At 39.7% G+C, this 26544-nt stretch carries 23 protein-coding genes and 1 tRNA gene; 19 read left to right on the top strand and 5 right to left on the bottom strand.

Annotated features, from left to right (window positions below; genetic code table 11):
- From tuf to J690_RS20880, 12 genes are all read left to right on the top strand, one after another.
- Window positions 1-1179, top strand: a 1179-nt coding sequence (gene tuf, locus J690_RS20935) for an elongation factor Tu (protein ID WP_017399900.1), incomplete at its 5' end; no start/stop codon positions are given.
- A gap of 60 nt (window positions 1180-1239) precedes the next feature.
- A tRNA-Trp gene (locus J690_RS20930) sits at window positions 1240-1315 on the top strand.
- A gap of 75 nt (window positions 1316-1390) precedes the next feature.
- Entirely contained in the window at window positions 1391-1831 is a 441-nt protein-coding gene (gene secE, locus J690_RS20925; protein ID WP_002114837.1) for a preprotein translocase subunit SecE, read from the top strand.
- A 7-nt stretch (window positions 1832-1838) separates the two neighbouring features.
- The gene (nusG, locus tag J690_RS20920) at window positions 1839-2372 is read left to right on the top strand and encodes a transcription termination/antitermination protein NusG (protein WP_002115092.1); all 534 of its coding nucleotides are present in this window, start codon (window positions 1839-1841) and stop codon (window positions 2370-2372) included.
- A gap of 109 nt (window positions 2373-2481) precedes the next feature.
- The gene (gene rplK / locus J690_RS20915) at window positions 2482-2910 is read left to right on the top strand and encodes a 50S ribosomal protein L11 (RefSeq protein WP_001074682.1); all 429 of its coding nucleotides are present in this window, start codon (window positions 2482-2484) and stop codon (window positions 2908-2910) included.
- A 3-nt stretch (window positions 2911-2913) separates the two neighbouring features.
- Complete coding sequence (rplA, locus tag J690_RS20910; RefSeq protein WP_005804118.1) at window positions 2914-3609, top strand: 50S ribosomal protein L1; 696 nt, start codon at window positions 2914-2916, stop codon at window positions 3607-3609.
- 311 nt (window positions 3610-3920) lie between these two features.
- Entirely contained in the window at window positions 3921-4427 is a 507-nt protein-coding gene (gene rplJ / locus J690_RS20905) for a 50S ribosomal protein L10 (protein WP_002115099.1), read from the top strand.
- Between the two features lie 42 nt (window positions 4428-4469).
- Window positions 4470-4841 (top strand): 50S ribosomal protein L7/L12, encoded by a 372-nt coding sequence (gene rplL / locus J690_RS20900; RefSeq protein ID WP_001229360.1) that lies wholly within the window; start codon window positions 4470-4472, stop codon window positions 4839-4841.
- 304 nt (window positions 4842-5145) lie between these two features.
- Entirely contained in the window at window positions 5146-9234 is a 4089-nt protein-coding gene (rpoB, locus tag J690_RS20895) for a DNA-directed RNA polymerase subunit beta (protein WP_002114857.1), read from the top strand.
- A gap of 86 nt (window positions 9235-9320) precedes the next feature.
- Complete coding sequence (gene rpoC, locus J690_RS20890; RefSeq protein WP_032015108.1) at window positions 9321-13514, top strand: DNA-directed RNA polymerase subunit beta'; 4194 nt, start codon at window positions 9321-9323, stop codon at window positions 13512-13514.
- 180 nt (window positions 13515-13694) lie between these two features.
- Window positions 13695-14060, top strand: coding sequence for a hypothetical protein (locus tag J690_RS20885; RefSeq protein ID WP_025464142.1), 366 nt, complete (start codon window positions 13695-13697; stop codon window positions 14058-14060).
- A 206-nt stretch (window positions 14061-14266) separates the two neighbouring features.
- A complete protein-coding gene (locus J690_RS20880; protein ID WP_002115127.1) occupies window positions 14267-14623 on the top strand; it encodes a hypothetical protein in 357 nt (118 codons plus the stop codon).
- A gap of 40 nt (window positions 14624-14663) precedes the next feature.
- On the opposite strand, the gene J690_RS20875 is transcribed toward J690_RS20880, so the two are convergent.
- Window positions 14664-15149: a DUF4442 domain-containing protein gene (locus tag J690_RS20875; protein WP_005079397.1), complete on the bottom strand. Its 486-nt coding sequence runs from the start codon at window positions 15147-15149 to the stop codon at window positions 14664-14666.
- Window positions 15150-15266: 117 nt separating this feature from the next.
- Here J690_RS20875 and J690_RS20870 point away from each other — a divergent pair, with 117 nt between their 5' ends.
- The 5 genes from J690_RS20870 (at window position 15267) to htpG (ending at window position 21147) form a co-directional block, all read left to right on the top strand.
- The gene (locus tag J690_RS20870; protein ID WP_081405267.1) at window positions 15267-16145 is read left to right on the top strand and encodes an alpha/beta fold hydrolase; all 879 of its coding nucleotides are present in this window, start codon (window positions 15267-15269) and stop codon (window positions 16143-16145) included.
- Window positions 16146-16246: 101 nt separating this feature from the next.
- A complete protein-coding gene (locus J690_RS20865) occupies window positions 16247-17671 on the top strand; it encodes a Na+/H+ antiporter family protein (protein ID WP_032038110.1) in 1425 nt (474 codons plus the stop codon).
- 329 nt (window positions 17672-18000) lie between these two features.
- Entirely contained in the window at window positions 18001-18585 is a 585-nt protein-coding gene (locus J690_RS20860; RefSeq protein ID WP_032038107.1) for an OmpW/AlkL family protein, read from the top strand.
- Window positions 18586-18772: 187 nt separating this feature from the next.
- Window positions 18773-19126: a lysozyme inhibitor LprI family protein gene (locus J690_RS20855; RefSeq protein ID WP_001060531.1), complete on the top strand. Its 354-nt coding sequence runs from the start codon at window positions 18773-18775 to the stop codon at window positions 19124-19126.
- A gap of 101 nt (window positions 19127-19227) precedes the next feature.
- Window positions 19228-21147 carry a molecular chaperone HtpG gene (htpG, locus tag J690_RS20850; RefSeq protein ID WP_032038105.1) on the top strand — a complete coding sequence of 640 codons (1920 nt, stop codon included), beginning with the start codon at window positions 19228-19230 and terminating at the stop codon, window positions 21145-21147.
- 83 nt (window positions 21148-21230) lie between these two features.
- Here the strand turns inward: htpG and J690_RS20845 are convergent, their stop codons facing one another.
- From J690_RS20845 to J690_RS20835, 3 genes are all read right to left on the bottom strand, one after another.
- A complete protein-coding gene (locus J690_RS20845) occupies window positions 21231-22124 on the bottom strand; it encodes a hypothetical protein (RefSeq protein WP_032038103.1) in 894 nt (297 codons plus the stop codon).
- A gap of 125 nt (window positions 22125-22249) precedes the next feature.
- Entirely contained in the window at window positions 22250-23392 is a 1143-nt protein-coding gene (locus J690_RS20840; RefSeq protein ID WP_032038100.1) for a hypothetical protein, read from the bottom strand.
- A 359-nt stretch (window positions 23393-23751) separates the two neighbouring features.
- Window positions 23752-24453 (bottom strand): DsbA family oxidoreductase, encoded by a 702-nt coding sequence (locus J690_RS20835; RefSeq protein ID WP_032038098.1) that lies wholly within the window; start codon window positions 24451-24453, stop codon window positions 23752-23754.
- Between the two features lie 177 nt (window positions 24454-24630).
- On the opposite strand from J690_RS20835, the gene J690_RS20830 reads away from it, so the two are divergent.
- Complete coding sequence (locus tag J690_RS20830; RefSeq protein WP_032038092.1) at window positions 24631-25389, top strand: hypothetical protein; 759 nt, start codon at window positions 24631-24633, stop codon at window positions 25387-25389.
- A 21-nt stretch (window positions 25390-25410) separates the two neighbouring features.
- On the opposite strand, the gene J690_RS20825 is transcribed toward J690_RS20830, so the two are convergent.
- A complete protein-coding gene (locus tag J690_RS20825; RefSeq protein ID WP_002114700.1) occupies window positions 25411-25776 on the bottom strand; it encodes a MerR family transcriptional regulator in 366 nt (121 codons plus the stop codon).
- A 71-nt stretch (window positions 25777-25847) separates the two neighbouring features.
- Between J690_RS20825 and J690_RS20820 the strand changes: the two genes are divergently transcribed.
- Complete coding sequence (locus tag J690_RS20820; RefSeq protein ID WP_068906721.1) at window positions 25848-26492, top strand: RBBP9/YdeN family alpha/beta hydrolase; 645 nt, start codon at window positions 25848-25850, stop codon at window positions 26490-26492.
- Window positions 26493-26544 lie beyond the last annotated feature (52 nt).

Below are 26544 nucleotides of genomic sequence, written 5' to 3'. Positions count from 1 at the left end.
AAGTTTGAACGTAATAAGCCACACGTAAACGTGGGCACAATCGGTCACGTTGACCATGGTAAAACAACTTTAACTGCTGCGATTGCAACAATTTGTGCAAAAACTTACGGCGGTGAAGCGAAAGATTACTCACAAATCGACTCAGCACCTGAAGAAAAAGCACGTGGTATTACAATTAATACTTCACACGTAGAATACGATTCTCCAATTCGTCACTACGCGCACGTTGACTGCCCGGGCCACGCCGATTACGTTAAAAACATGATTACTGGTGCTGCTCAGATGGACGGCGCGATCCTTGTGTGTGCTGCGACTGACGGTCCAATGCCACAAACTCGTGAACACATCCTTCTTTCTCGTCAGGTTGGTGTACCTTACATCATCGTATTCTTAAACAAGTGTGACCTTGTTGATGATGAAGAATTACTTGAATTAGTAGAAATGGAAGTTCGTGAACTTCTTTCTACTTATGACTTCCCAGGTGATGACACTCCAGTTATCCGTGGTTCTGCGCTTAAAGCGTTGGAAGGCGATGCCGGTCAATATGGTGAGTCTTCAGTTCTTGCTCTTGTTGAAGCGCTTGACTCTTACATCCCAGAACCAGAACGTGCTATCGACAAAGCATTCTTAATGCCAATCGAAGACGTATTCTCAATTTCTGGTCGTGGTACTGTAGTAACAGGCCGTGTAGAAGCTGGTATCGTTAAAGTTGGTGAAGAAGTAGAGATCGTTGGTATTAAAGATACAGTTAAAACAACTGTAACTGGCGTAGAAATGTTCCGTAAACTTCTTGACGAAGGCCGTGCAGGTGAGAACTGTGGTATCTTACTTCGTGGTACTAAGCGTGAAGACGTACAACGTGGTCAAGTACTTGCTAAACCAGGTACAATCAAGCCGCACACTAAATTCGACGCAGAAGTATACGTACTTTCTAAAGAAGAAGGTGGTCGTCACACTCCATTCTTAAATGGTTACCGTCCACAGTTCTACTTCCGTACAACTGACGTAACTGGTGCGATCCAATTACAAGACGGCGTTGAAATGGTTATGCCAGGCGACAACGTTGAAATGTCAGTAGAATTAATCCACCCAATCGCAATGGACCCAGGTCTACGTTTTGCGATCCGTGAAGGTGGTCGTACTGTAGGTGCTGGTGTTGTTGCGAAAGTAACTGCATAAGCATATTATAGTGACGGATTACGTCTCAGGTTGAGGGCTTTGGCTCTCAACTTGCATTATAGGTCAGTAGTTCAATTGGTAGAGCGTCGGTCTCCAAAACCGAATGTTGGGGGTTCGAGTCCCTCCTGACCTGCCATATTTTGAAATAAAAAGCTTGATGCTGGCTTAGTTGTTCATATAATAAGTCGCGAGTTCTACGACGAGTACAAAAATGTCGAATGATAAATCGCGTGACGCATTGAGCGACGCGCCAATTCCTCAAAGAAATAATTCTGCTGAAGTTGTTCGTTCTGGTTCGCCTTTAGATATTGTTCTATGGGTGATTGCAATAGCATTGTTGCTTTTAGCTACCATGGTGAATCAACATTTGCCAGCGTATTGGGCACCTGCAAATAATGTTTGGGTGCGCGTTGGGGCAATTTTTGCTTGTATCGTTGTGGCTTTAGGTTTATTATACGCCACCCATCAAGGTAAAGGCTTCGTTCGCTTGCTAAAAGATGCACGAGTCGAATTGCGTCGAGTAACTTGGCCAACAAAACAAGAAACAGTCACTACATCGTGGCAGGTTCTATTGGTTGTAGTTGTCGCATCATTGGTTTTATGGTGCTTTGACTATGGTTTGGGTTGGTTAATTAAGTTGATTATCGGGTAAAAGAGCTATGAAACGTTGGTACATTATTCATGCCTACTCTGGCTATGAAAAACAAGTGATGCGTTCACTTACAGAACGAATCCAGCGTAGCGCTGTTGCCGATAGCTTTGGTGATGTCCTTGTTCCTACCGAAGAAGTGGTGGAAATGAAGGATGGTAAGAAACGTAAATCTGAGCGTAAATTCTTTCCTGGCTATGTGTTAGTCGAAATGGAAATGAATGATGATACTTGGCATATCGTTAAAGAATGTCCAAAGGTTCTAGGTTTTATTGGTGGCACACCTGAAAAACCAGCACCAATCACTCAACGTGAAGCAGATGCGATTCTTGCGCGTGTACGTAATACTGGTGAAGCGCCACGTCCTAAAACGATGTTTGAGCCAGGTGAAGAATTACTTGTTATTGACGGTCCATTCACAGACTTTAAAGGTGTGGTGGAAGAGGTTCAATACGATAAGTCACGTTTAACGTTGACGATTAATGTATTTAATCGACCAACTCAGGTTGAACTCGAGTTTCGCCAAGTCGAAAAAACGATTTAATCTCAATTGGTTGAAAAGCGCCCGATTTTATCGGGCATTGTTGTTGTAACAGTAGTGTTGCGTAAAGATTGGGGAGCCTAGCGGCGTTTGTACCCAGAGGTATTTTAAAATGGCTAAGAAGATTGACGGCTATATCAAGCTGCAAGTTCCAGCTGGTAAAGCAAATCCATCTCCACCAATTGGTCCTGCGTTAGGTCAACGTGGTGTAAACATCATGGCATTCTGTAAAGAATTCAATGCTGCTACACAAAAAGTTGAACCAGGTCTTCCAATTCCTGTAGTGATTACTGTGTACAACGACAAGTCGTTCACATTCATCATGAAAACTCCTCCAGCTTCTATTCTTCTTAAGAAAGCTGCTGGTATTCAAAAGGGTTCATCTGTACCAAACAAAACTAAAGTTGGTAAGTTGACTCGTGCTCAGTTAGAAGAAATTGCGACTACTAAAGAACCGGATTTAACTGGTGCTGATTTAGACGCACGTGTTCGTACCATCGCTGGTTCTGCACGTTCTATGGGCTTGGAAGTGGAGCTATAAGACATGGCAAAGTTAACTAAACGTCAAAAAGCCATTGCTGCTGCTGTTGAAGCAAACAAAGTTTACACTTTGGAAGAAGCAGTACAAGTTCTTAACAGCCTACCTGCTGCAAAGTTCAAAGAATCTTTGGATGTAGCTGTAAATCTTGGTGTAGACCCACGTAAATCTGACCAGGTTGTTCGTGGTGCAACTACATTACCTGCAGGTACTGGTAAAACTGTACGTGTAGCTGTATTTGCTCAAGGCGCGCAAGCAGAAGCTGCTAAAGAAGCTGGTGCTGATGTTGTAGGTTTTGATGACCTTGCTGAAAGCATCCAAGGTGGAAACCTTGACTTTGATGTTGTAATCGCTGCTCCTGACGCTATGCGTGTTGTTGGTAAGCTCGGTACAATTCTTGGTCCACGTGGTTTAATGCCAAACCCTAAAGTTGGTACTGTAACTCCTGACGTAGCGAATGCTGTTAAAAACGCTAAATCTGGTCAGGCTCGTTACCGTGTAGACAAAGCGGGTATTATCCATGCTGCGATCGGTCAAGTAGGCTTTGATGCTGCTGCTATCCGTCAAAACGTTGAAACTTTAGTTGCTGACTTGAAAAAGTTAAAACCTGCAACTTCTAAAGGTGTATACATCAAAAAGATCACTTTGAGCTCAACTATGGGTCCTGGTCTTACTGTTGATGTAAACAACGTTTCTAACTAAGTTTAGATTTAGTAAAGAATTTTAAAGTCCTGATTGGGGACAGAACTTAAATAGAAATATTTTTCTATTTGGTTGGGTAGGGCAAAGCTTTATCCCTTACTCATCAGGCGGACTTTGAATTGATAAATGAGAATTTATCAGCGTCAAAGACCTCAGGCGAAAAGATGTCATTTTCGAATAGCACTTTTCTTAATAAACCAGCCTGCGTAGACGCGGTGGTGTGATTTGTTCCTCCTCCGCGTGTAAGTCGAAAGGCTTACGAATTGGGAGTGTGCCCATTGGGTACATAAATCACCTTAGGAGGTTTTACAATGGCTCTTCTTATTGAAGACAAAAAACAGATCGTTGCGGAAGTAAGTGAAGTTGCTTCTAAGGCGTTTGCAGCCGTTGTTGCTGACTACCAAGGTTTAAGCGTAGAGCAATTAACAACACTTCGTGTTGAAGCTCGTAAGTTAGGTGTTTCTACACGTATTGTACGTAACACTTTAGCTAAACGCGCACTTCAAGATACTCAATTCAATATCTTGAACGACAACCTTGTTGGTCCAACAATTCTAGGTTTTTCAACTTCTGAAGATGACATGGGTGCAGCTGCACGTTTGTTCGAAGATTTTGCTAAAACTAACAAAGCATTTGAATTAAAAGCTGCTGCATTTGACGGCAAAGTTTATCAAGGTGCTGACGTTAGCGTAATTGCAAACCTTCCGAACCAAGAGAAAGCTCTTACTATGCTTGCCTCTGTCCTTCAAGCTCCTATTTCGAAATTGGGTCGCCTTATTACAGCGCTCAAAGAGAAAAACGAGTCAGAAGCTGCTTAATCAATTTTACACACCATTCAATATCCATTTGGAGTTATTCTCATGGCTTTAACTAACGAAGAAATCTTAAACGCAGTTGCTGAAAAAACTGTTCTTGAACTTGTTGAATTAATTTCTGCTTTCGAAGAGAAATTCAACGTTTCAGCTGCAGCTGTTGCTGTTGCTGCTCCAGCTGGTGGCGCTGCTGCTGCTGCTGAAGAACAATCTGAATTCAACGTTGAGTTGACTTCTTTCGGTGCTAACAAAGTAGCTGTAATTAAAGCAGTTCGTGAAGCAACTGGCCTTGGTCTTAAAGAAGCTAAAGACCTAGTTGAAGGTGCTCCTCAAGTTCTTAAAGAAGGCGTTTCTAAAGAAGAAGGCGAAGAACTTAAGAAGAAACTTGAAGAAGCTGGTGCTACAGTTACACTTAAGTAATTGTAAAAGGAGTCGGTTTTTAAATCGGCTCCATAAAATGGCTGATGGCTCTTGGGTCATCAGCCTTTTTGCGTTACAATAATCGGCTCGATTTTTGTTAGTTTTGTTTGATTTTTGAGAAAATCAAAATAAGACAAGTAATTTCAAATGTTTACAAATATTTTTCTTTTTTAAAAATATTGTTAAGCGTTTTTATACCACTAAAAATTGCAGCATTTGTAAACAGTGGTGGCCATATCGGCCTGCGTAATTCCTTCTGAGCCCGTTCTGCAGGCGGGCTTAGTTTACTTTCCGAGGACTCCAGATGGCATACTCATATACCGAAAAGAAACGGATCCGTAAGAATTTTGGTAAATTGCCCCAAGTAATGGATGCACCGTACTTACTTTCGATTCAGGTCGATTCGTACAGAACATTCTTGCAAGATGGCAAAACTCCAAAAAACCGCGAAGATATCGGTCTCCAAGCCGCATTTCGTTCAGTTTTTCCTATCGAAAGTTATTCTGGCAATGCTGCTTTAGAATTTGTTGAGTATAGCCTTGGTAAACCTGAGTTCGATGTACGCGAATGTATTCTTCGTGGTTCGACTTATGCGGCACCAATGCGCGTTAAAATTCGTTTGATTATTAAAGATCGCGAAACTAAATCAATTAAAGACGTAAGAGAACAAGAAGTCTATATGGGTGAAATCCCACTCATGACTGAAAATGGTACATTCGTCATTAATGGTACTGAGCGTGTAATCGTATCTCAATTACATCGTTCACCAGGCGTTTTCTTTGATCACGATAAAGGTAAAACCCACTCAAGTGGTAAAGTGTTGTATTCAGCACGTATCATTCCTTACCGTGGTTCATGGTTAGACTTTGAATTTGATGCAAAAGACTTAGTTTACGTACGTATTGACCGTCGTCGTAAATTACTTGCTACTGTTGTGTTACGTGCACTAGGTTATAACAACGAACAAATCTTGAATTTGTTCTATGAAAAAGTACCTGTGTATCTTGATATGGGCAGTTACCAGATTGACCTAGTCCCTGAACGTTTACGTGGGGAAATGGCTCAATTTGATATTGCTGACAATGACGGTAAAGTTATTGTTGAGCAAGGTAAACGTATTAATGCTCGTCACGTACGTCAAATGGAAGCTGCTGGTTTAACAAAACTTTCAGTTCCTGATGAATACTTATATGAGCGTATCACTGCTGAAAATATTACTTTGCGTGATGGTGAAGTAATTGCTGCGAATACTTTGTTAAGCCATGAAGTTATGGTGAAGTTGGCAGAAGGTGGTGTTAAACAGTTCAATATCTTGTTTACGAACGATATTGACCGTGGTTCGTTTGTTGCTGACACTTTACGTGCAGATACAACAGCTGGTCGTGAAGAAGCATTAGTTGAAATTTATAAAGTAATGCGTCCAGGCGAGCCGCCAACAAAAGAAGCTGCTGAAAACTTATTCAATAACTTATTCTTCTCTTCTGAGCGTTATGACTTATCTCCAGTAGGTCGTATGAAGTTCAACCGTCGTTTGGGTCGTCCATACGAAGTTGGTACTGACCAGAAGTCACGTGAAGTAGAAGGTATTTTATCGCACGAAGATATCATTGATGTATTACGTACATTAGTTGAAATCCGTAACGGTAAAGGTGAAGTCGATGATATCGATCACTTGGGTAACCGTCGTGTACGTTCTGTTGGTGAAATGACTGAAAACCAATTCCGTGTTGGTTTAGTTCGTGTTGAACGTGCAGTTAAAGAACGTTTAAGCCAAGCAGAAACAGATAACTTGTCTCCACAAGATCTAATTAACGCTAAACCAGTTGCAGCTGCAATCAAAGAATTCTTTGGTTCAAGCCAATTATCTCAGTTCATGGACCAAAACAACCCATTATCTGAGATTACGCATAAGCGTCGTGTATCAGCGCTTGGGCCTGGTGGTTTAACACGTGAACGTGCGGGCTTTGAAGTACGTGACGTACATCAAACTCACTATGGTCGTGTATGTCCAATTGAAACGCCGGAAGGTCCAAACATTGGTTTGATCAACTCGCTTTCAGTATATGCAAAAGCAAATGACTTTGGTTTCTTGGAAACACCTTACCGTAAAGTGGTAGATGGTCGAGTAACTGATGCAGTTGAATACCTTTCTGCGATTGAAGAAGTAGGTACTGTTATTGCACAGGCCGATTCTGCAGTAGATAAAGATGGCAACTTAACAGAAGAGTTTGTTTCTGTTCGTCATCAAGGTGAATTCGTACGTATGCCACCAGAAAAAGTGACGCATATGGACGTTTCTGCTCAGCAGGTCGTATCTGTTGCTGCATCACTTATTCCGTTCCTTGAACACGATGACGCGAACCGTGCACTTATGGGTTCAAACATGCAACGTCAGGCAGTTCCTACTCTACGTGCGGATAAACCGCTTGTAGGTACAGGTATGGAAGCGAACGTTGCACGTGACTCAGGTGTGTGTGTAATCGCAAACCGTGGTGGTGCAATTGAATACGTAGATGCTTCTCGTATCGTTATTCGTGTAAACGAAGATGAAATGATCGCTGGTGAGGCAGGGGTAGATATCTACAACCTCATTAAATATACGCGTTCTAACCAGAACACTTGTATCAACCAAAATATTATCGTGAATTTGGGCGACAAAGTTGCTCGCGGTGATATCTTGGCAGATGGCCCGTCTACAGATATGGGTGAGCTTGCGCTTGGTCAAAACATGCGCGTTGCGTTCATGACTTGGAATGGTTACAACTATGAAGACTCGATCTTATTATCTGAGCGTGTACTTCAAGAAGACCGTTTAACTTCTATTCATATTCAAGAATTATCTTGTGTAGCGCGTGATACTAAGTTAGGTGCAGAAGAAATTACTGCTGATATTCCTAACGTTGGTGAAGCTGCACTTTCTAAACTTGATGAATCAGGTATTGTTTATATCGGTGCTGAAGTTACAGCAGGTGACATCCTCGTTGGTAAAGTAACGCCTAAAGGTGAAACACAGTTAACTCCTGAAGAAAAATTGCTTCGTGCAATCTTTGGTGAGAAAGCAGCTGACGTTAAAGATTCATCTTTACGTGTTCCATCTGGTACAAAAGGTACAGTTATCGATGTTCAAGTCTTCACTCGTGATGGCTTAGAGAAAGATGACCGTGCATTGGCGATCGAAAAAGCACAACTTGATGCTTACCGTAAAGACTTGAAAGAAGAATACAAGATCTTTGAAGAAGCAGCTCGTGAGCGTGTAATTCGTTTGCTTAAAGGCCAAGAGTCTAATGGCGGTGGTTCAACTAAACGTGGTGACAAACTCGTTGAAGAAGTGTTATCTGGTTTAGAGCTTGTTGATTTACTTGAAATTCAACCGGCAGATGAAGCAATCGCTGAGCGTTTAACTCAAATTCAAGTGTTCTTAAAAGAAAAGAGCGCAGAAATTGACGAGAAATTCGCTGAGAAGAAACGTAAGCTTGCAACAGGTGATGAATTAACAACTGGCGTATTGAAAGTTGTTAAAGTTTACTTAGCTGTTAAACGTCGTATTCAGCCTGGTGATAAGATGGCTGGTCGTCACGGTAACAAGGGTGTTGTATCTAACATCTTACCTGTTGAAGACATGCCACACGATGCTAACGGTGTACCAGTAGATATCGTATTGAACCCGTTGGGCGTACCATCTCGTATGAACGTGGGTCAGATTCTTGAGACTCACTTAGGTATGGCGGCTAAAGGGCTTGGTGATAAAATCGAGAAAATGTTGAAAGAACAGCGTACAGTTTTAGAACTGCGTGAATTCTTAGACAAGATTTATAACAAAGTCGGTGGTGAGCAAGAAGATCTTGATAGCTTAACTGATGCTGAAGTCTTGGCACTTTCAGGCAACTTACGTGCAGGTGTACCTTTAGCTACTCCTGTATTCGATGGTGCTGAAGAAAGCCAAATTAAAGACTTGCTTGAGTTAGCTGGTATCTCTCGTACAGGTCAAACAGTATTGTTTGATGGCCGTACTGGTGAACAGTTTGATCGTCCTGTAACTGTAGGTTACATGTACATGCTCAAATTGAACCACTTGGTTGATGACAAGATGCATGCGCGTTCAACTGGTTCTTACTCTCTTGTTACACAGCAACCGCTTGGTGGTAAAGCACAATTCGGTGGTCAGCGTTTCGGTGAGATGGAGGTCTGGGCACTCGAAGCTTACGGCGCAGCATATACTCTCCAAGAGATGTTAACTGTTAAGTCGGATGACGTTGAAGGTCGTACACGCATCTATAAGAATATTGTAGATGGTAACCATTATATGGATCCGGGTATGCCTGAATCGTTCAACGTATTGACCAAAGAGATCCGTTCTTTAGGTATCAACATTGAACTGAAAAATGGTGATTAAGTCGTAAGACTCACGATTTTTTAGGTAAAAACAATATTTGTGACCCAGTCGGGTAAGCGTTGCTTCCCGACACACGGAGAAAAAAATTGAAAGACTTGCTCGATATCATGCGTAAGAAAACGGACTCAGATGGTCATGCACCAATTGAGTTTGACCGTATCCGTATTGGTCTTGCGTCACCAGAAATGATTAAGTCATGGTCTCATGGTGAAGTTAAAAAACCTGAGACAATTAACTACCGTACTTTTAAACCAGAACGTGACGGTTTGTTCTGTGCCAAAATTTTTGGTCCAGTAAAAGATTACGAATGCTTGTGTGGTAAATACAAGCGTATGAAATACAAAGGCGTCATTTGCGAAAAATGTGGCGTTGAAGTAACTACAGCGAAAGTTCGTCGTGAACGTATGGGTCACATTGAACTTGCTTCTCCAGTTGCACATATCTGGTTCTTAAAATCGTTCCCGAGCCGTATCGGTTTATTATTAGATATGACACTTCGTGATATCGAACGTGTATTGTATTTCGAATCATACGTTGTAACTGACCCAGGTATGACTCCGTTTGAAAAGTATCAACTTTTAACAGACGAAGAATACTTCAATGCACTTGAAGAACACGGTGATGAATTCACTGCGAAAATGGGTGCAGAAGCGGTTCAAGACTTGTTGAAAGATATCGATCTTGAAGCTGAAATCGCACGTTTACGTGAAGAAATTCCTCAAACAACTTCTGAAACGAAGTTGAAAAAAGCGTCTAAACGCTTGAAATTGATGGAAGCATTCAAAGATTCAAACAACAAGCCAGAATGGATGGTGATGAATGTACTTCCGGTACTTCCACCTGATTTACGTCCATTAGTTCCACTTGAAGGTGGTCGTTTCGCGACTTCTGACTTGAACGATTTATACCGTCGTGTCATTAACCGTAACAACCGTTTGAAGCGTCTTCTTGACCTTGCTGCTCCAGATATCATCGTACGTAACGAAAAACGTATGTTACAAGAGTCTGTAGATGCATTGCTTGATAACGGTCGTCGTGGTCGTGCAATTACTGGTTCTAACAAGCGTCCATTAAAATCTTTGGCAGATATGATCAAAGGTAAACAAGGTCGTTTCCGTCAGAACTTATTAGGTAAGCGTGTTGACTATTCTGGTCGTTCGGTAATTACTGTAGGTCCTACTTTACGTCTTCACCAATGTGGTCTTCCGAAGAAAATGGCACTTGAATTATTCAAGCCATTCATTTTCGCGAAACTACAAGCTTCAGGTCAGGCAACTACCATTAAAGCTGCGAAGAAAATGGTTGAGCGTGAGACTCCGGAAGTTTGGGACGTTCTTGCTTCTGTAATTCGTCAACACCCAGTAATGTTGAACCGTGCGCCAACACTTCACCGTTTAGGTCTTCAAGCATTTGAACCTATTCTTATTGAAGGTAAGGCAATCCGTCTTCACCCACTCGTTTGTGCTGCGTTTAACGCCGACTTCGATGGTGACCAAATGGCGGTACACGTTCCATTGACACTTGAAGCACAGTTAGAAGCTCGTGCATTGATGATGTCAACAAACAACATCTTGTCACCAGCAAACGGTGAGCCAATCATTGTTCCTTCTCAGGACGTTGTCTTGGGTCTTTACTACATCACACGTGATGCTGTAAATGCCAAAGGTGAAGGCATGGTGTTTGCGGATACTCATGAGGTAAACCGTGCACTTGCTACTGGACAGGTTGCTATCCATGCGCGTGTTAAAGTACGTGTACACCAAACTGTTATCAATGAAAATGGTGAACGTGAACACCAAACTATTATTGTTGATACAACACCTGGTCGTTGTTTGCTTTGGGAAATTGTTCCACAAGGCTTAAGCTTTGACATGATCAACCTTGAGATGACTAAAAAGAACATCTCTAAATTGATCAACTCTTGCTACCGTAAACTTGGTTTGAAAGATACAGTTATCTTTGCTGACCAATTAATGTACTTGGGCTTCCGTCAAGCGACTCGTTCAGGTGTATCTGTAGGTATGGAAGACATGCTCATTCCACCTACTAAGCACACAATTATTGATAAAGCAGAAACAGAAGTTCGTGAAATCGAACAACAGTTCGAACAAGGTTTCGTAACTGCTGGTGAGCGTTATAACAAAGTTGTCGATATCTGGGCGCGTACAAACGACCAAGTTGCTAAAGCAATGATGGATAACTTGTCTTATACACTTGTTAAAAACAAACAAGGTGAAGATGAGAAACAAAAATCATTCAACAGCATCTATATGATGTCTGACTCTGGTGCCCGTGGTAGTGCGGCGCAGATTCGTCAGCTTGCTGGTATGCGTGGTTTGATGGCAAAACCGGATGGCTCGATTATTGAGACTCCGATTAAAGCGAACTTCCGTGAAGGTTTAACAGTACTTCAGTACTTTATTTCAACACACGGTGCGCGTAAAGGTTTGGCCGATACAGCATTGAAAACTGCGAACTCTGGTTACTTGACTCGTCGTCTTGTAGACGTAGCGCAAGACTTGGTAATTACTGAACCTGACTGTGGTACAGCGGGTGGTTTAGTAATGACTCCATTCATTCAGGGTGGTGATGTCATCGAGCCATTACGTGACCGCGTTTTAGGTCGTGTAACTGCTGAAGATGTACGTCGTGCATCTGATGATGAAGTTGTATTACCTCGCGGTACGTTAATTGACGAGAAAATCGCAGCTCAGCTTGAAGAAGCTGGTGTCGATGAAGTTAAAGTACGCTCAGTAATCGCATGTGAATCAACATTCGGTGTATGTGCTCGTTGTTATGGTCGTGACCTTGCACGTGGTCACTTGGTGAACCCAGGTGAATCAGTTGGTGTAATGGCTGCACAGTCAATCGGTGAGCCAGGTACACAGTTAACGATGCGTACGTTCCACGTTGGTGGTGCTGCGAGCCGAACTTCTGCTGCGAACAGTGTTCAAGTACGTAACAAAGGTACTGTACGTTTCCATAACGTGAAAACTGTACAACATGCAAAAGGCCACTTGGTTTCAGTTTCACGTTCAGGTGAAATTGGTATTGCCGATGATTTAGGTCGTGAGCGCGAGCGTTATAAACTTCCTTACGGTGCAAGCATCTTGTTGAAAGATGGTGAAGCTGTAGAAGCTGGCGGTATCGTAGCGACTTGGGATCCGCATACACATCCATTGGTAACAGAAGTTGCTGGTAAAGCGCGCTTCAGCCAAATCGCTGATGGCGTAACTGCAACATCGAAAACTGATGATGCAACTGGTATGACTACTGTTGAAATCTTGCCTGTAACAGCTCGTCCTGCTTCTGGTAAGGATTTACGTCCTGCAATCGTGTTGGATACAACAGATGGCGGCGAACAGTTCTACTTCTTGCCACAAAATACAATCGTAACTGTCCGTGATGGCGAAACGATTGGTGTGGGTGACGTTATTGGTCGTGTACCACAAGAAACATCACGTACTCGTGATATTACCGGTGGTCTTCCGCGTGTAGCTGACTTGTTCGAAGCGCGTAAGCCAAAAGAGCATGCAATTCTTGCTGAAGTATCAGGTGTTGTAAGCTTCGGTAAAGAGACTAAGGGTAAAAACCGTTTGGTAATTACTCCTGATGATGGTTCTGAGATTTACGAAGAATTGATTCCAAAATGGCGTCAAATCAACGTATTCGAGGGCGAGCATGTGAACCGTGGTGAGACTATTTCTGATGGTCCACAAAACCCACATGACATCTTGCGTTTGAAAGGTGAAGTTGCATTAACTAACTACATCGTGAACGAAGTTCAAGACGTTTACCGTCTCCAAGGTGTAAAAATCAACGATAAGCACATTGAAGTTATCGTACGTCAAATGTTGCGTAAAGTTGATATCACTGATGGCGGTGATACAAGCTTCATTAAAGGCGAGCAAGTGGATTACATCCGCGTTGTTCAAGAGAACCAAGCTGTCTTGGCTCAGAACAAGTTCCCTGCGAAGTTTGAACGTCAATTGATGGGTATTACGAAAGCATCGCTTTCTACTGACTCGTTCATCTCTGCTGCATCGTTCCAGGAAACAACTCGTGTGTTAACTGAAGCGGCTGTAACAGGTAAAGAAGATGATTTACGTGGCTTGAAAGAAAACGTTGTAGTAGGTCGTTTGATTCCAGCAGGTACTGGTCTTGCATACCACTTAGAGCGTCGTCGTCAAGAAGCAGAAGCTGCAGAGCATGAGCTTCATAATGACTTCAGCGAAGTAGACCAAGCATTTAGCCAAGCATTAAACTCTGAACAATTCTAAGTTTAGACTGGCACTAAAAAAGGCACCTTAGGGTGCCTTTTTTATATACATTTATTTATAACAATTTTAAATTGTAATTACATAAACATATTAAAGAGCCATTATTTTATTACTTAAGCGGGATAAAGACTCCACAAAAACACATTAGGCTACCTGCTTATGAAGACTGGAGTAAATCTAATGAAAAAAATGATGATGATTGTTAGTGTTGGCCTGATGTCTACAACTTTGTTTGTTGGTTGTCAGAATGCAAGCCCAGAAAGTCAACGTATTGGTTCAGCTGCTATTGGTGGTGGCGCAGGTGGTGCGGTAGGAAAACATGTGGGCGGTAATATCGGTGCAGGTCTAGGAGCGGCACTCGGTGCAGGTGTTGCGGCTAATGCAAAAGGGTCTAGCAGTAAAACCATACGTAATAGTGCAATTGGTGCTGGTGTCGGCGCTGTATTAGGTGGAGCAATTATTGGTGGCGATGCTGGTGCTGCTACAGGTGGAGCATTGGGTGGTAGTGCTGGTGCAGCCTATGAAGAGAAGAAAGGGAAGTACTAAAAATATCCTTAATAATTGTTAAACCATAGAAGTCTTTATGTGATTAAAGACTTCTTTTTTATAATTAAAATTTTGCTTAATAAATATAAAAGGCAGAGCTTTACAAAATATCAATCGATTAGGACAGACAGATAACACAATCTGATCAAATTCCTCATAAAAGGGGATTATTCTTTTCTCTAGAACAGATCATTGTGAGAACGGTCATGAAAAAAACAATTGGATTAGTTTCTGCTTTAATGTTGTCTACACTTATGTTCACAGGCTGCCAAAATATGAGCCCATCTGACCAACGTATTGGTGCAGCAGCAGCAGGTGGAGCACTTGGTGGTGGTTTAGGTAACCATGTAGGTGGAGGTATTGGTGCAGGCTTAGGCGCAGCGGTAGGTGCAGGCGTAGGTTCTAATACCCAAGGCGGCAGTAAACAGACAACGACTAAGAGTGCGATTGGTGCTGGTATCGGTTCAGTCGTAGGTAAAGCACTGATTGGTGGTGACTCTGGTGCTGCAATTGGCGGTGCGATCGGTGGTGGTGCTGGTGCTGCGATTGAAGAGAAAAGATAAAAAATTAACAAATAAAAATAAGCGCTTTTAGCGCTTATTTTTATTGAGGAAAAGGTTTAGCTTTTTTACGTCTGATATAAAGCGTTTTCTGAACCTCTGCAATTCTTACCCCAGATTCATCAAAAATGTTTAGATGATAAGTTCTTAAAACAGGTTCATAGTTCTCGGCAAGTTCACGAATTTGTTCTATTTCAGCTAAATCAACTCGAATATCTGCATGTACAGTACTGCGTCCTGGAGAAAGAAAATTGATTTCGGCAGCTTTGTCCCAAACAATATATTTTGATCCGAGATGATGCATAAGAATCATCATATAAAATGGGTCAACCATTGAATAAAGGCTTCCACCAAAATGTGTACCGACTAAATTTTGGTTTTTCCAAGTCAGCGGCATCTTTACACGCACATGACAAAGTTCTAAATTCATGATTTCAATATAAATCCCTGCGCCACGATAAGGGGGATAGTGATTAAATAGAAATTTTGAAATCGTAGGATTGTTCTGAAGTCTTCTTAAAATAGCCATAATAGTCAATTTTTTTTATTGCAACAGTATTCATACTAGATAAGTATCATCTTTTTTATATTGATGGCAATGCTCTATCCGACTAACGACATGATCGATTGAAAAACAAGATAGGAAATGATTATGCAGCCAAAAGTTCATACAGTAACAACAAGTGATCAACAAACGCTTTGTACTAAAACATGGGGTGACGAAAAAAATACTCCCTTGGTTTTAGTACATGGCTATCCAGACAATCAAGAAGTATGGGAATCAATCATTGAGCATTTGATTAATGACTTCTATATTGTTACTTACGATGTGCGTGGAGCTGGTTTGTCATCTATACCAAAACGTATACGTGATTACCGTTTAGAGCGTTTATCTCTAGATCTCCAAGAAGTTGTTGATGAGTTATTGCCAAATCGTCAATTCCATATGGCTGCACATGATTGGGGTTCGATTCAGTCTTGGGAGTCGGTCACTGAGCCTAAGTTCAAAGGTCGTTTATTATCATACACCACCATTTCTGGACCATGTCTTGATCATGCCGCTTTATTTTTACGTGATAAATTTAAATCTTCACCAGCTCAAATCTTAAAAATATTAACCAAATCTTGGTATATCGGGGCATTTCATCTTCCGTTATTAGCACCAACTGTATGGTCTCTATTTAGTCCTGAAAAATGGGGTAAAGTTCTTACTCAGTTGGAAAGGAAAAGTAATTTACCTTTAAATAATAATATTAATGCTGATGGTAAATATGGCATTAATTTATATCGTGCCAATTTTATTCCTCGCTTAACTGGCCCACGTCAACGTTATGCGCAGTGTCCAGTAAAAGCTGTTATTTTAAAATATGATACTTTTGTAAGCCCAGAATACATCACTGAGGCCATGCCAAAGTGGGTTGAAAAATTTGAATATGTAGAGCTTAATGCAAATCACTGGGCCATTCTGAGTGAGCCAGAGAAAATAGCAACTCATATTCGTGAGTTTATTAAAGCTCAAGCGTAACAGTGAAATAACTGCATAAAACTGTTAATTCGGCGATATTTTCGGCTTCATAGATATGAATCTGCTAGAATATCGCCTTTTGTTTTGCTCTGAACTTATTCATGAATGCTGTCGTTATTGCGATTGCAGTGATGTTCTTATTATCACTGGCGCGCGTTTCTGTCGTACTGACTTTAGTGGTTTCTGCCATTGTGGGCGGCCTCGTAGCAGGTTTAAGCCTTTCTCAAACCGTTGAAGCTTTTAACGCTGGTCTTGGCGATGGTGCTGAAGTTGCACTTGCCTATGCAGTGTTAGGGGCATTTGCTCTGGCTCTATCAAAATCTGGTTTACCTGATTTACTTGCCCATAAGCTGATTGGTTTATTGGGAATGGAAGCTGGGAAAAGCCGTCAGACTAAAGTGAAGTATCTCCTCTTAGGTATTTTATTAATTTCTGCTATTTTCTCTCAAAACCTTATTCCAGTTCATATTGCCTTTATTCCTGTACTGGTTCCGCCACTCCTACGGGTAATGAACCATTTAAAATTAGACCGCCGCGCCGCAGCCTGTGTACTTACGCTAGGTTTGGTTGGTACTTATATTTTTCTTCCGGTTGGATTTGGTGCAATTTTCCTTGAACAGATTCTGATGGGAAATATCAACAAAATTGGGGCAGCGTACGGCTTACATGTTGATCGGGCAATGATGCCAATTGGCATGGCCATTCCTGTTTCAGGTATGGTGTTAGGCACCTTGGTTGCTGTATTTATTAGCTACCGTAAACCAAGAATTTATGCTGATCGTGCGATTACACCTGTGACCACGATTGATCTAGATAAACCTCTTCGCGCAACAACCCAGGATGAAACAGCTGACTTAAAAGCAGATGCTGAAGAGTTAAAGCATGAAGCAGAGCAAGCACCAGTTATTGCAAAGAAAACGATCTTGATGGCATTGCTCGCAATTGGCTTGACGCTTGCTGCGCAGCTATATTCAGGTTCGATGATTTTGGGTGGTTTAGTCGGTTTTGCTGTTCTATCTACCGCCGGAATTTTTAAATGGCAAGATGCAGATGATGTCTTTGTACAAGGCATGCGAATGATGGCTTTAGTAGGCTTCATCATGATTTCTGCTGCCGGTTTCGCCTCAGTAATGACTCATACTGGTGATATTAATCAGCTAGTAAATGGTGTAGTCGAGATTATTGGAGATAACCGCGCGCTTGCTGCTTTCCTAATGCTTTGTATTGGCTTATTTGTGACAATTGGTATTGGTTCATCTTTCTCAAGTGTTCCTGTATTAGCTGTTATTTATGTGCCTTTATGTGTGCAGTTTGGTTTCTCACCATTAGCAACGATTGCACTTATTGGTACAGCAGCAGCATTAGGTGATGCTGGATCGCCAGCCTCTGATTCAACCTTAGGGCCAACAGCTGGTTTAGGAGTAGATGGGCAACACGATCATATTTGGGATACAGTCGTACCTACCTTTATTCACTTTAATATTCCGCTATTAATTTTTGGCTGGATCGCTGCAATGGTTTTATAAAGTTTTTATAAAATATTAAAGTGTAAACCTTCTTAATAATGATCTTTAGATTTAAATTAAGAAGGTTTTTTATTGTCTAAATAAAACATGTATTTAAAATAAATTATATTAAAATACTCGGGATTTAAAAGCATATTAAAATAGTTGGTAATATAAAATAATCTTGATTAATGAGGTTGGGATAAAAACCTATTAAAATAGTTGGATAATATATAATTTTATTTAAAACAGTAGTTTAAAAATAAACTATAAAATAATTTTATAATGAGTATTGCATGGTTTTAAAATAAATGTTTATTATAAATATAAATAAGGTTGGAGATATTAAAGTGTTCAAAAAAGCTTTGGTTATTGCATTAATGGGGATGTCTTCTTTTACTTTTGCTGGTAACTGGCAAGTGAAATTTGGTGGTAGTGTTATTGCGCCATCAGAAGATACGACACTTGCTGAAAACACTGTAGTTGAAGCAGATGATGAATATGCTTTTACACCATCAGTAGAATACTTCTTTGGCCAGTCTCCATTTTCCGCAGAATTATTATTGGCAGCGCCTGTTAATCATGATGTGTTGTTAAATGGAAATAAGGTAGCACGTATTAAACAATTACCACCAACAATTACAGCAAAATATCATTTTAAAAATTCGACTCGTTTCACACCTTATATTGGTGTTGGTGCTACAGCATTTATTGCTTGGGATGAAGATGGTATTGTAAAAGATGTAAAAGAAGATTTTGGTGTAGCAGGACAAGTTGGTTTTAACTTCCAACCTGCTGATGCTAAAAATTGGGGAGTATTTGTAGATGTTCGTTATGCTGATTTAAGTCCTAAAGTTACTTTAAATGATGGGACTAAATTTAATTTAGATATTAATCCTTTTGTTTACACTTTAGGTTATAGCTATAAATTTTAAGCATAATAATAAATAGAAAAATATAATAATAAACCTAGACTCAGGCACCTCACATATATTTTATGTGAGGTTTTTTTATGAATTTTATTTGCACTAAAAAAAGCATAAAACAGACAGTTTTACACATATTTTCTGCAAGTTTTTTTCTAAACTAATTTCTATTCATTACAAGCATGGGAATAAAAACATGAATAACAAATTAGCGATTTGTTTAGCACTCTTGAGCGGTATTGCTTTTACTCAAAATTTACAAGCTGCAAGTTTTTCGTGCGATGCTGCAAAAACGAAAACGGAAAAAAGTATTTGTAAAAACCGTTCTTTAAATGATGCAGATGTAAAAATGGCAACGACGTATCAAATCGTTTTACATGCTTTACCTATGGGTGGGCGAGATAACCAGAAAGATACTCAGCAGCAATGGCTGAAAAAAAGAAATGCTTGTGCTGCCAATGTCAGTTGTATTAGCAAAGCTTACCAACAACGTCAAAAGCAGTTAGATACGATATTGCAAGATAGGGTGTTAAGCCATGGTCCATTTTAATTAGAGTAAAAATTTTTAATATTCAGGATTGAAAAATTCTAGAAGTACTCCATTCATAAAGCATTCGAGAACAAACAACTTCAAAATTTAAGGAGTGATTTATGAGTGAACAAGCATCACAAAATTATAGTTTCCAAGCAGAAGTTGCCCAGCTTTTACATTTAGTGACGCATTCTCTCTATTCTAACCCTGAGATTTTCTTACGTGAGCTTATCTCTAATGCATCAGATGCATGTGATAAGTTACGTTTTGAAGGAATTAATCATCCTGAATATTATGAAAATGATCCAGACTTACATGTACGAATCAGCTTAAATAAAGAAGATAAAACCTTAACGATCTCTGATAACGGTATTGGTTTAAGCCAGCAAGAAGCGATTGATAACTTAGGTACGATTGCGAAGTCAGGTACTAAAGATTTCATGTCAAAATTGACTGGCGATCAAAAAGCAGATGCTCAGTTGATTGGCCAATTTGGTGTGGGTTTTTATTCAGGTTTTATTGTTGCAGACAAGATTACGGTTGAATCACGCCGTGCGGGTCTAGATACATCTGAAGGGGTGCGCTGGATTAGTGGTGGTACAGGCGAGTTTGAAGTTCAGCAAATTGATAAGGCTTCCCGTGGTACTGACATTATTCTTCACTTACGTGATGATGCGCTTGATTATTTAGAATCTTATAAAGTTAAGCAAATCGTTAATAAATACTCTGACCACATTAGCTTGCCAATTGAAATGCAAAAAGAAGTTTGGCAAGAAGAAGAGGTTGCTGAAGGTGAAGAGCCTAAAGGCGGCCAAATGGTCAAAACTGACGAGTGGGAAGCGATTAACTCGGCAAGTGCTTTATGGACACGTAATAAAAGCGAAGTGACTGAAGAGCAATATATTGAGTTCTATAAAAACTTAACTCATGACTTTGAAGCACCACTGGCTTGGGCACATAACCGTGTTGAAGGTAGTACGGAATATACCCAATTACTTTATATTCCAAGTAAAGCACCACATGACATTTTTACACGTGAAGCAAAAGCGGGAATTAAGCTATATGTAAAACGTGTGTTCATCATGGATGATGCGGATAATTTAATTCCAAACTATTTACGTTTTGTTCAAGGTGTCGTGGACAGTGCGGATTTACCACTTAATGTTAGCCGTGAGTTGTTGCAAGAAAGCCGTGACGTCAAAACGATTCGTGAAGGTAATGCACGCCGTGTATTAACTGTACTTGATGGTTTGGCTAAATCGGAAGATGAAAAAGACCAAGAAAAATTCAAGACTTTCTACAGTGAATTTGGTTCAGTACTTAAAGAAGGCTTGGGCGAAGACTTTGGTAACCGTGAACGTATTTTAAAATTATTACGTTATGCGACTTCAACAAATGATGAAGTAACGACTTCTTTTGCTGATTATAAGGCACGTATGAAAGAGGGCCAAAAAGCCATCTATTATGTGACTGCTGACAGTCTAGCAGCAGCGAAAAACTCGCCGCAGCTTGAGTTGTTTAAGAAAAAAGGTATTGAAGTGTTATTAATGGCAGAGCGTGTTGACGAATGGGCAATGAATTTTGTCCAAGAGTTTGACGGTACGCCATTAAAGAATGTATCTAAAGGCGCGGTTGATTTAGGTGATTTGCAAGATGCCGAAGAGAAAAAGGCACTTGAGCAAGCGGCTGAACAGTTTAAGCCTGTGGTTGAGAAATTAAGTGATTCGTTGAAGGCTAAAACTAAAGAAGTACGTGTAACAACTCGTTTGGTAGATTCTCCTGCATGTTTAGTAACAAGTGAGGGTGAGTTGTCTCCTCAACTTATTCGTATGCTTAAACAAGCGGGGCAAGCTGTACCTGAAATCAAGCCAATTTTAGAAATTAACCCTGAGCATCCTTTGGTGAAAAAACTTGAAGGTTCAGAACAGTTTGATGATTTGGCAAACGTGATTTTTGATCAGGCTGTGATTGCAGAAGGTGGTTTACCAGAAGACCCTGCAGCTTATGTGAAGCGTACTAATAGCTTATTGTTGAAATAATTTTTTGATATAAAAAGCCTCTGAACTGTCAGGGGCTTTTTTGTGGATAAAGAAAGAGTTATCCACAACCTGATGATTTTTGATTAAAAATTAGCTTCAAGATTCATTTCAACGCTGAGTTGATGTTTCGGATTATCATCAATATGGTTAAAAAAATTAAGGTCATTTTGTATAAAAATCCAATCTCTCCATATCGGTTGGCGCCATGAAATATAAGGACCCCAGCTATTTAGTCGAATATCATTTTTGGTATATACGCCACCGCTATAAATACCGTAAGTCAGACTATTATCTTTTACAAACTCAAATTGTTGAAAAGTCCAATTGCCCCAGTTGTAATCTTCATTTTCGCTCTTGTTCACATTAAATTTATTAGAAAATAATGTGTTATCTTGCATTTTTTGCGTTAGGTTTAGCGTGGTTTCAGTGTAATTTCGGCTAGTAGATCCGTAGCGAAATATCTGCTCTGTATCAAAGCTAATGTTATGTCTCAAATTCCATTTCTTTTTAGCCAGAAACTGGACATACACATCACTCTCAGAGTTAGAGCCTAAATCAAGGTCATTTTCAAAAGGCATCCAAGTTGAAATGGTGGCCCAGCTTGCACTCAGTGGATTAGTAGCCGAAATCTGTGCCGATGAGGTTTTCTTCTTTTTCTTACCAAAGGCTTTATAAGTTTGTTCAGGCTGAGTCGCACGTTTCCATAACGTATCATTTCCAAATACAGCCATAAGCTCTTGAATTAAACCAGCATTAGATAAAGTATTGTTTGCTTCTACTTCACAAGGTGAGCGTGAAAGTGATTGTCTTTTTACTTTAGCGAAACTCGTAGAAGAATAGGGATAACGCCGTGACCGTTGGTGTTTTAAAGAGTTATAAAAAAATTGAGTATGTGGAAGTAAAGCTAATAAACCTAAACTATAAATACAAATGAAGACTGTCGATTTATTTTGAAATGGAGAAGAAAATTGATTCATTTTTTAAAGATAAGGAATCAAAAATAAAATTAGAACAATACTTTAAAAGGCTAATCTTAAAATTTTATTTAAAAGTATTTTGTTATTCATCACCTTGGATGAGGTCCAAGGTGATGTTTGCTAGCTTAGAAAAGTGCTTCTAAACGTAAGAAGGTGCTGACAAAATGATTACGGTCTTCGCGGTGGTCATTAAAGTAATTTACATCGCCTTGTACAAAGAACCATTCACGTAAAACAGGTTGGCGCCATGAAACAAACGGTCCCCAACTGTTTAAACGTAAGTCATTGTCGTTGTAATAACCGCTAGTATAAATACCATAGTTAAAACGGTTGTTTGCAAAGAAACTGTGTTCGCGGAAAGTTCGGTTTTCCCAAGCTAGATCATCATCCTGATCATCGGCATAGGTTAGGCTGAACTGATTGGATAAAATCGGTTGATTCGGTCTAGCATGTGTAAGTTCAAGATTAGTACGTAAATAGTTTTCGCTATCTATGCCGTAACGATAAATTTGTTCAGCATAAAACTTAAAATCATTACGAAGTTGCCAATCTCTCGATGCTTTTAAACGAACATAAATATCGTCTCCAGAACGAATACCTAAGTCTGCATCGGTTTCAAAAGGTAGTTTTTTCGAGAAATTTGACCAACGCAAAGCAATTGAGCTGTTGTCATCACGAGTTTGCTTACCATCTAACTTCTTATTAGAGTCTTGATTTGGGTTTTGGTTAATATTGGCTGGGCTGTTATTAAATTCATTATCTAAAGAGTCATCACCAAATACCACGCTTAAACGTTTTTCTAGCGTAGGGAGCTTAATCTTACCGCGAATTCTGGGCTTAATTTCAAAGTTGTCGTATTCATTCCAATAGTTATCCACCATGACGCGAATGGTTGCTGTTGCAGGTTTTTGTGGATCAACTTCACCAAACCAATTATCAATTTTTTCAGAAGTACGATCGGCCCAATTACGAATTTTCTTTTGCTTACGATCAACCCAGGTTTGATCTTCGGTTTGTTCGGTAGGCGGAACAATAGGCTCATTAGACTGCTCTGGAAAAATGGTTGGGGTTGCATCCACCCAGCGCGGAATTTGATCTAAGAGATTTTCGTCTGTGGTGACTTCAGTTTGTACTCCAGATGATGTACTTCCTACTTGTTGGTTTGCAGAAGAAGAGGCGGTCTCTGCATGAGCGATGCATACTGAACCAAATCCAATCGTTAAAAGTGCAAAAAGCTGCCGGTACGGCATTACATGAAATGTTTTCATATCTATCTTTATGTTTTGTTGTTGTTTCCACTTTTGTTGATTTTTCTAATAAAATCAAGAGGGAGACACAAAAGTTAAGTAAATTTAACTTTTTTTACATATTTGAAATAAATGAAAAAGTTTAAGCTATTAGCGATTATTTTTAGCCAAAAAAAATCCCCCACTGAAGGGGGATGATAGATCAAGGAAACTTCAAATTCCGATCATTAAACACATAAAAAACAGAACATTACAGCGCGAATATTCTAAGCGGCAATAATAAACTGATTTTTAGCAATTAGATAGTTCTTTTTTTAGAACGCTCTATTGCTAAAATGATGATAAAACATACGATTTGATCACGTTTTAATTGTGTTCATTTATTTCTTTGGAACATCACAAGTTTCATCGGTACAAACAGCCGCATCATCTTGCTCGACTGCTTCAGTATTTGCTTTGATTTGTGCTTTTTCCAAAACTTGTAAAAAGACTTCACGTGGTTGAGCGCCAGCAAGAGCGATTCTTTGGTCGAATACAAAAAATGGCACGCCAGTTACATTAAGCTGCTCACGTGCAATTTTTTCATCATGGCGGACAAAGTCAGATAGTTCGTTGGTATCTAGTACGTATTCAACTTCAGCATTGTCTAAACCAATACGAGATGCAATTTCTTCTACAACTTCACGTTCGCCAATTGCGAGACCTTCGGTCATATAAGCATGGAAAAAAGCTTCTTTAGCTTCATTACCTAAACCTTTGCTTTGCGCAAGGTGAATAATACGGTGTGCATTGAAACTATTGCCTGAGTTCGCCTTTTGCCATTGGAAATCAATACCTTCAGAAGCAGCCATGGCCGCAATATTGCGCTCCATTTCTTCCATCTCTTCATAGGTACGGCCATATTTTTTAGCTAAGCGCTCAGTATTCGAAGTGTCATGTTTTGCTGGTGCATCAGGATCTAATTCAAAACTATGCCAGTGAATTTCAAGATCAATACCTGCTTCAGCAGCTACATGCTCAAGGCGTTTTTTGCCGATATAACAAAAAGGGCAAACTACATCAGACCAGACATCTACACGCATGGGAGAATCTCATAAATTTTAATTACCCATCATAATAGGGATGATGGATCAGGATTTAAAGCTTTGAGTAGCGAATACAGTGTTGCGTATTGTGAAATAAATGGCATATAAAGAAGAATAAGCTCTATTTTATAACTATAAAGAGCAAAACTATAAGAAGGGAAATAGGAGGTGTGTATGCGCCGAGTTTTGATTGCGATTGCAAGTCTGATTGTTATCACAAGCATTGTTTTTTTCACCTATCAGCATATCAAACAACAGCAAGCCAAAGACAGTAGTCAAATGTTTGATGTCGTCATGACTGAAAAAATGAATCAGCTTTATGACCAAGCACAAGACTGGTCTAAACCCGTCCAGCTCGATATCCACGATAAGCGTTTGGCAGGACACTATAAGCAAATTTCAGAATTCCTTTTAAGTTATTGGATTCAAAATATTAATGCACGTAATGCATATTTAAGAGAACTCAAAGCAGCCAAATGGGATACTTTTTTAAATGTGGACCGTTTAGATCTTGATAAAAAACAAAAATTTGCAGAAACCGAAAAGATGCTAGCCGATGTCCGTAAAGCTTCGGATCAGTATCAGAGTGAATATGAAAAGATTCATAAGACTTTCTTAGCAAAGGTTCAAGAGTTATCTGTTGATGCAGAGATGAGGCAACTTCTTGAAATGAAATTGGGAACTCAGCAAAAAGCAGATCAAGATCATGCAATTTTTATGATTGAGCTACAAATTTTAGATAAAGCAGAAGAAATGTTTAAGCTTCTAAAAAATTATGAGTGGCAAAAGAAAGATCAGATGATTCTTTTTCATGAAAATGCTCAGGTCAAAAAATTTAACGGGCTTTATCAAGATGTTCTAAAGCTAAATGCAAAAATTGAAAAAATTAAGAAAAAGAATGTAGCTGCACTCGAAGGAGATTTAAAAGAATAAGCAAAGCATGAGCATCAAATATTATGATTTGGTGCTCTCGACTTTCCCTTTGGTTAAAAAAGATTGTAATAAACTTTGAGAAGTTTGCAGTTTGTTTAACTGCTCAGACACATGCATGAGTTCAGTTTGCAGTTTTTCTTGAACCACTGAGCATAGTGTAAATACTCGTTCATCTAAATCAAAACAAGGCAGCAAAACCTGAATATCTTTTAGGTGCATGCCTGCATCATTTAATATTTTAATTTTCTTAATATTTTCAATATCTTTTTGCGTATAACTTCGATAGTTATTACTCGCTCGAAGAGGCTGTATAAGCCCTAAGCTCTCGTAATAACGCAGCATACGAGGACTTACTTTTGTAAGCTCGGCAACTTTAGCTAAGTTCATAAAACGGGGTTGACCTTAACAGTGGTGTCATAGTTTAGCATGTTTTTATCTTTCAAAATGGTACTTGTTCAATGATCAGAAAACTCATTTTATTGGTGTTATTCGGATTAATGTCATTTGTTGCAAATGCCAAAACACTTGAACTGCAGGAGAAGAACATGCGTCAAATATTTGTGCTTCACGGTTACTCTGCTTCTATCGATGATCATTGGTTTCTAGATTTAAAACATCAAATAGAAAATGAAAATACAACGGTTACTTTAATTCCATTTCCAGATTCTGAGAATCCAGACGTAGATGCATGGCAGAAAGTTTTAGATCAACAGATCCCTAAGGTGGATGAAAATACCTATTTTGTTGCGCACAGTTTAGGGGTGATTACGTTACTGCACTTTTTGCAAAGACATGACTATCAAAATATTGGAGGAATGATTTTAGTATCCGGATTTTCTGGTTACATTTCAGATTCTTCTGTTCTTAATAGTTATATAACGAAGAGTAAAGTCGATACAAATTACTTTAAGGACATAAAGAAAAAGCTGGTGTATTTATCGGATAATGATGATTTGGTTCCGCCCAAACTGACTATTGAATTGGCGAAAGAAATTGATGCGCCGCACATTACCGTTCCTAATGGTGGGCATTTTTTGGGTAGAGAAGGTTATACGAAATTTCCACAATTAGTTGATTCTTTAAAAGAGATGTTAAATGATTAATAAAAATCCCCGTAGTAAGCGGGGATTTTTTATCTTTACTGAAAGTTTGTAA

Origin of the sequence: Acinetobacter sp. 742879 (genome assembly GCF_000588535.1) — a bacterium.
Lineage (GTDB): Bacteria > Pseudomonadota > Gammaproteobacteria > Pseudomonadales > Moraxellaceae > Acinetobacter > Acinetobacter pittii.
The sequence above is the reverse complement of the archived record's forward strand: the minus strand, read 5'-3'. Positions and strand labels throughout refer to the sequence as shown.

Coding starts and splice junctions, on each gene's coding strand:
- secE (WP_002114837.1), top strand. CDS start 1,391: ATGTCGAATGATAAATCGCGTGACGCATTGAGCGACGCGCCAATTCCT.
- nusG (WP_002115092.1), top strand. CDS start 1,839: ATGAAACGTTGGTACATTATTCATGCCTACTCTGGCTATGAAAAACAA.
- rplK (WP_001074682.1), top strand. CDS start 2,482: ATGGCTAAGAAGATTGACGGCTATATCAAGCTGCAAGTTCCAGCTGGT.
- rplA (WP_005804118.1), top strand. CDS start 2,914: ATGGCAAAGTTAACTAAACGTCAAAAAGCCATTGCTGCTGCTGTTGAA.
- rplJ (WP_002115099.1), top strand. CDS start 3,921: ATGGCTCTTCTTATTGAAGACAAAAAACAGATCGTTGCGGAAGTAAGT.
- rplL (WP_001229360.1), top strand. CDS start 4,470: ATGGCTTTAACTAACGAAGAAATCTTAAACGCAGTTGCTGAAAAAACT.
- rpoB (WP_002114857.1), top strand. CDS start 5,146: ATGGCATACTCATATACCGAAAAGAAACGGATCCGTAAGAATTTTGGT.
- J690_RS20885 (WP_025464142.1), top strand. CDS start 13,695: ATGAAAAAAATGATGATGATTGTTAGTGTTGGCCTGATGTCTACAACT.
- J690_RS20880 (WP_002115127.1), top strand. CDS start 14,267: ATGAAAAAAACAATTGGATTAGTTTCTGCTTTAATGTTGTCTACACTT.
- J690_RS20875 (WP_005079397.1), bottom strand. CDS start 15,149: ATGGCTATTTTAAGAAGACTTCAGAACAATCCTACGATTTCAAAATTT.
- J690_RS20870 (WP_081405267.1), top strand. CDS start 15,267: ATGATTATGCAGCCAAAAGTTCATACAGTAACAACAAGTGATCAACAA.
- J690_RS20865 (WP_032038110.1), top strand. CDS start 16,247: ATGAATGCTGTCGTTATTGCGATTGCAGTGATGTTCTTATTATCACTG.
- J690_RS20855 (WP_001060531.1), top strand. CDS start 18,773: ATGAATAACAAATTAGCGATTTGTTTAGCACTCTTGAGCGGTATTGCT.
- htpG (WP_032038105.1), top strand. CDS start 19,228: ATGAGTGAACAAGCATCACAAAATTATAGTTTCCAAGCAGAAGTTGCC.
- J690_RS20845 (WP_032038103.1), bottom strand. CDS start 22,124: ATGAATCAATTTTCTTCTCCATTTCAAAATAAATCGACAGTCTTCATT.
- J690_RS20840 (WP_032038100.1), bottom strand. CDS start 23,392: ATGAAAACATTTCATGTAATGCCGTACCGGCAGCTTTTTGCACTTTTA.
- J690_RS20835 (WP_032038098.1), bottom strand. CDS start 24,453: ATGCGTGTAGATGTCTGGTCTGATGTAGTTTGCCCTTTTTGTTATATC.
- J690_RS20830 (WP_032038092.1), top strand. CDS start 24,631: ATGCGCCGAGTTTTGATTGCGATTGCAAGTCTGATTGTTATCACAAGC.
- J690_RS20825 (WP_002114700.1), bottom strand. CDS start 25,776: ATGAACTTAGCTAAAGTTGCCGAGCTTACAAAAGTAAGTCCTCGTATG.
- J690_RS20820 (WP_068906721.1), top strand. CDS start 25,848: ATGATCAGAAAACTCATTTTATTGGTGTTATTCGGATTAATGTCATTT.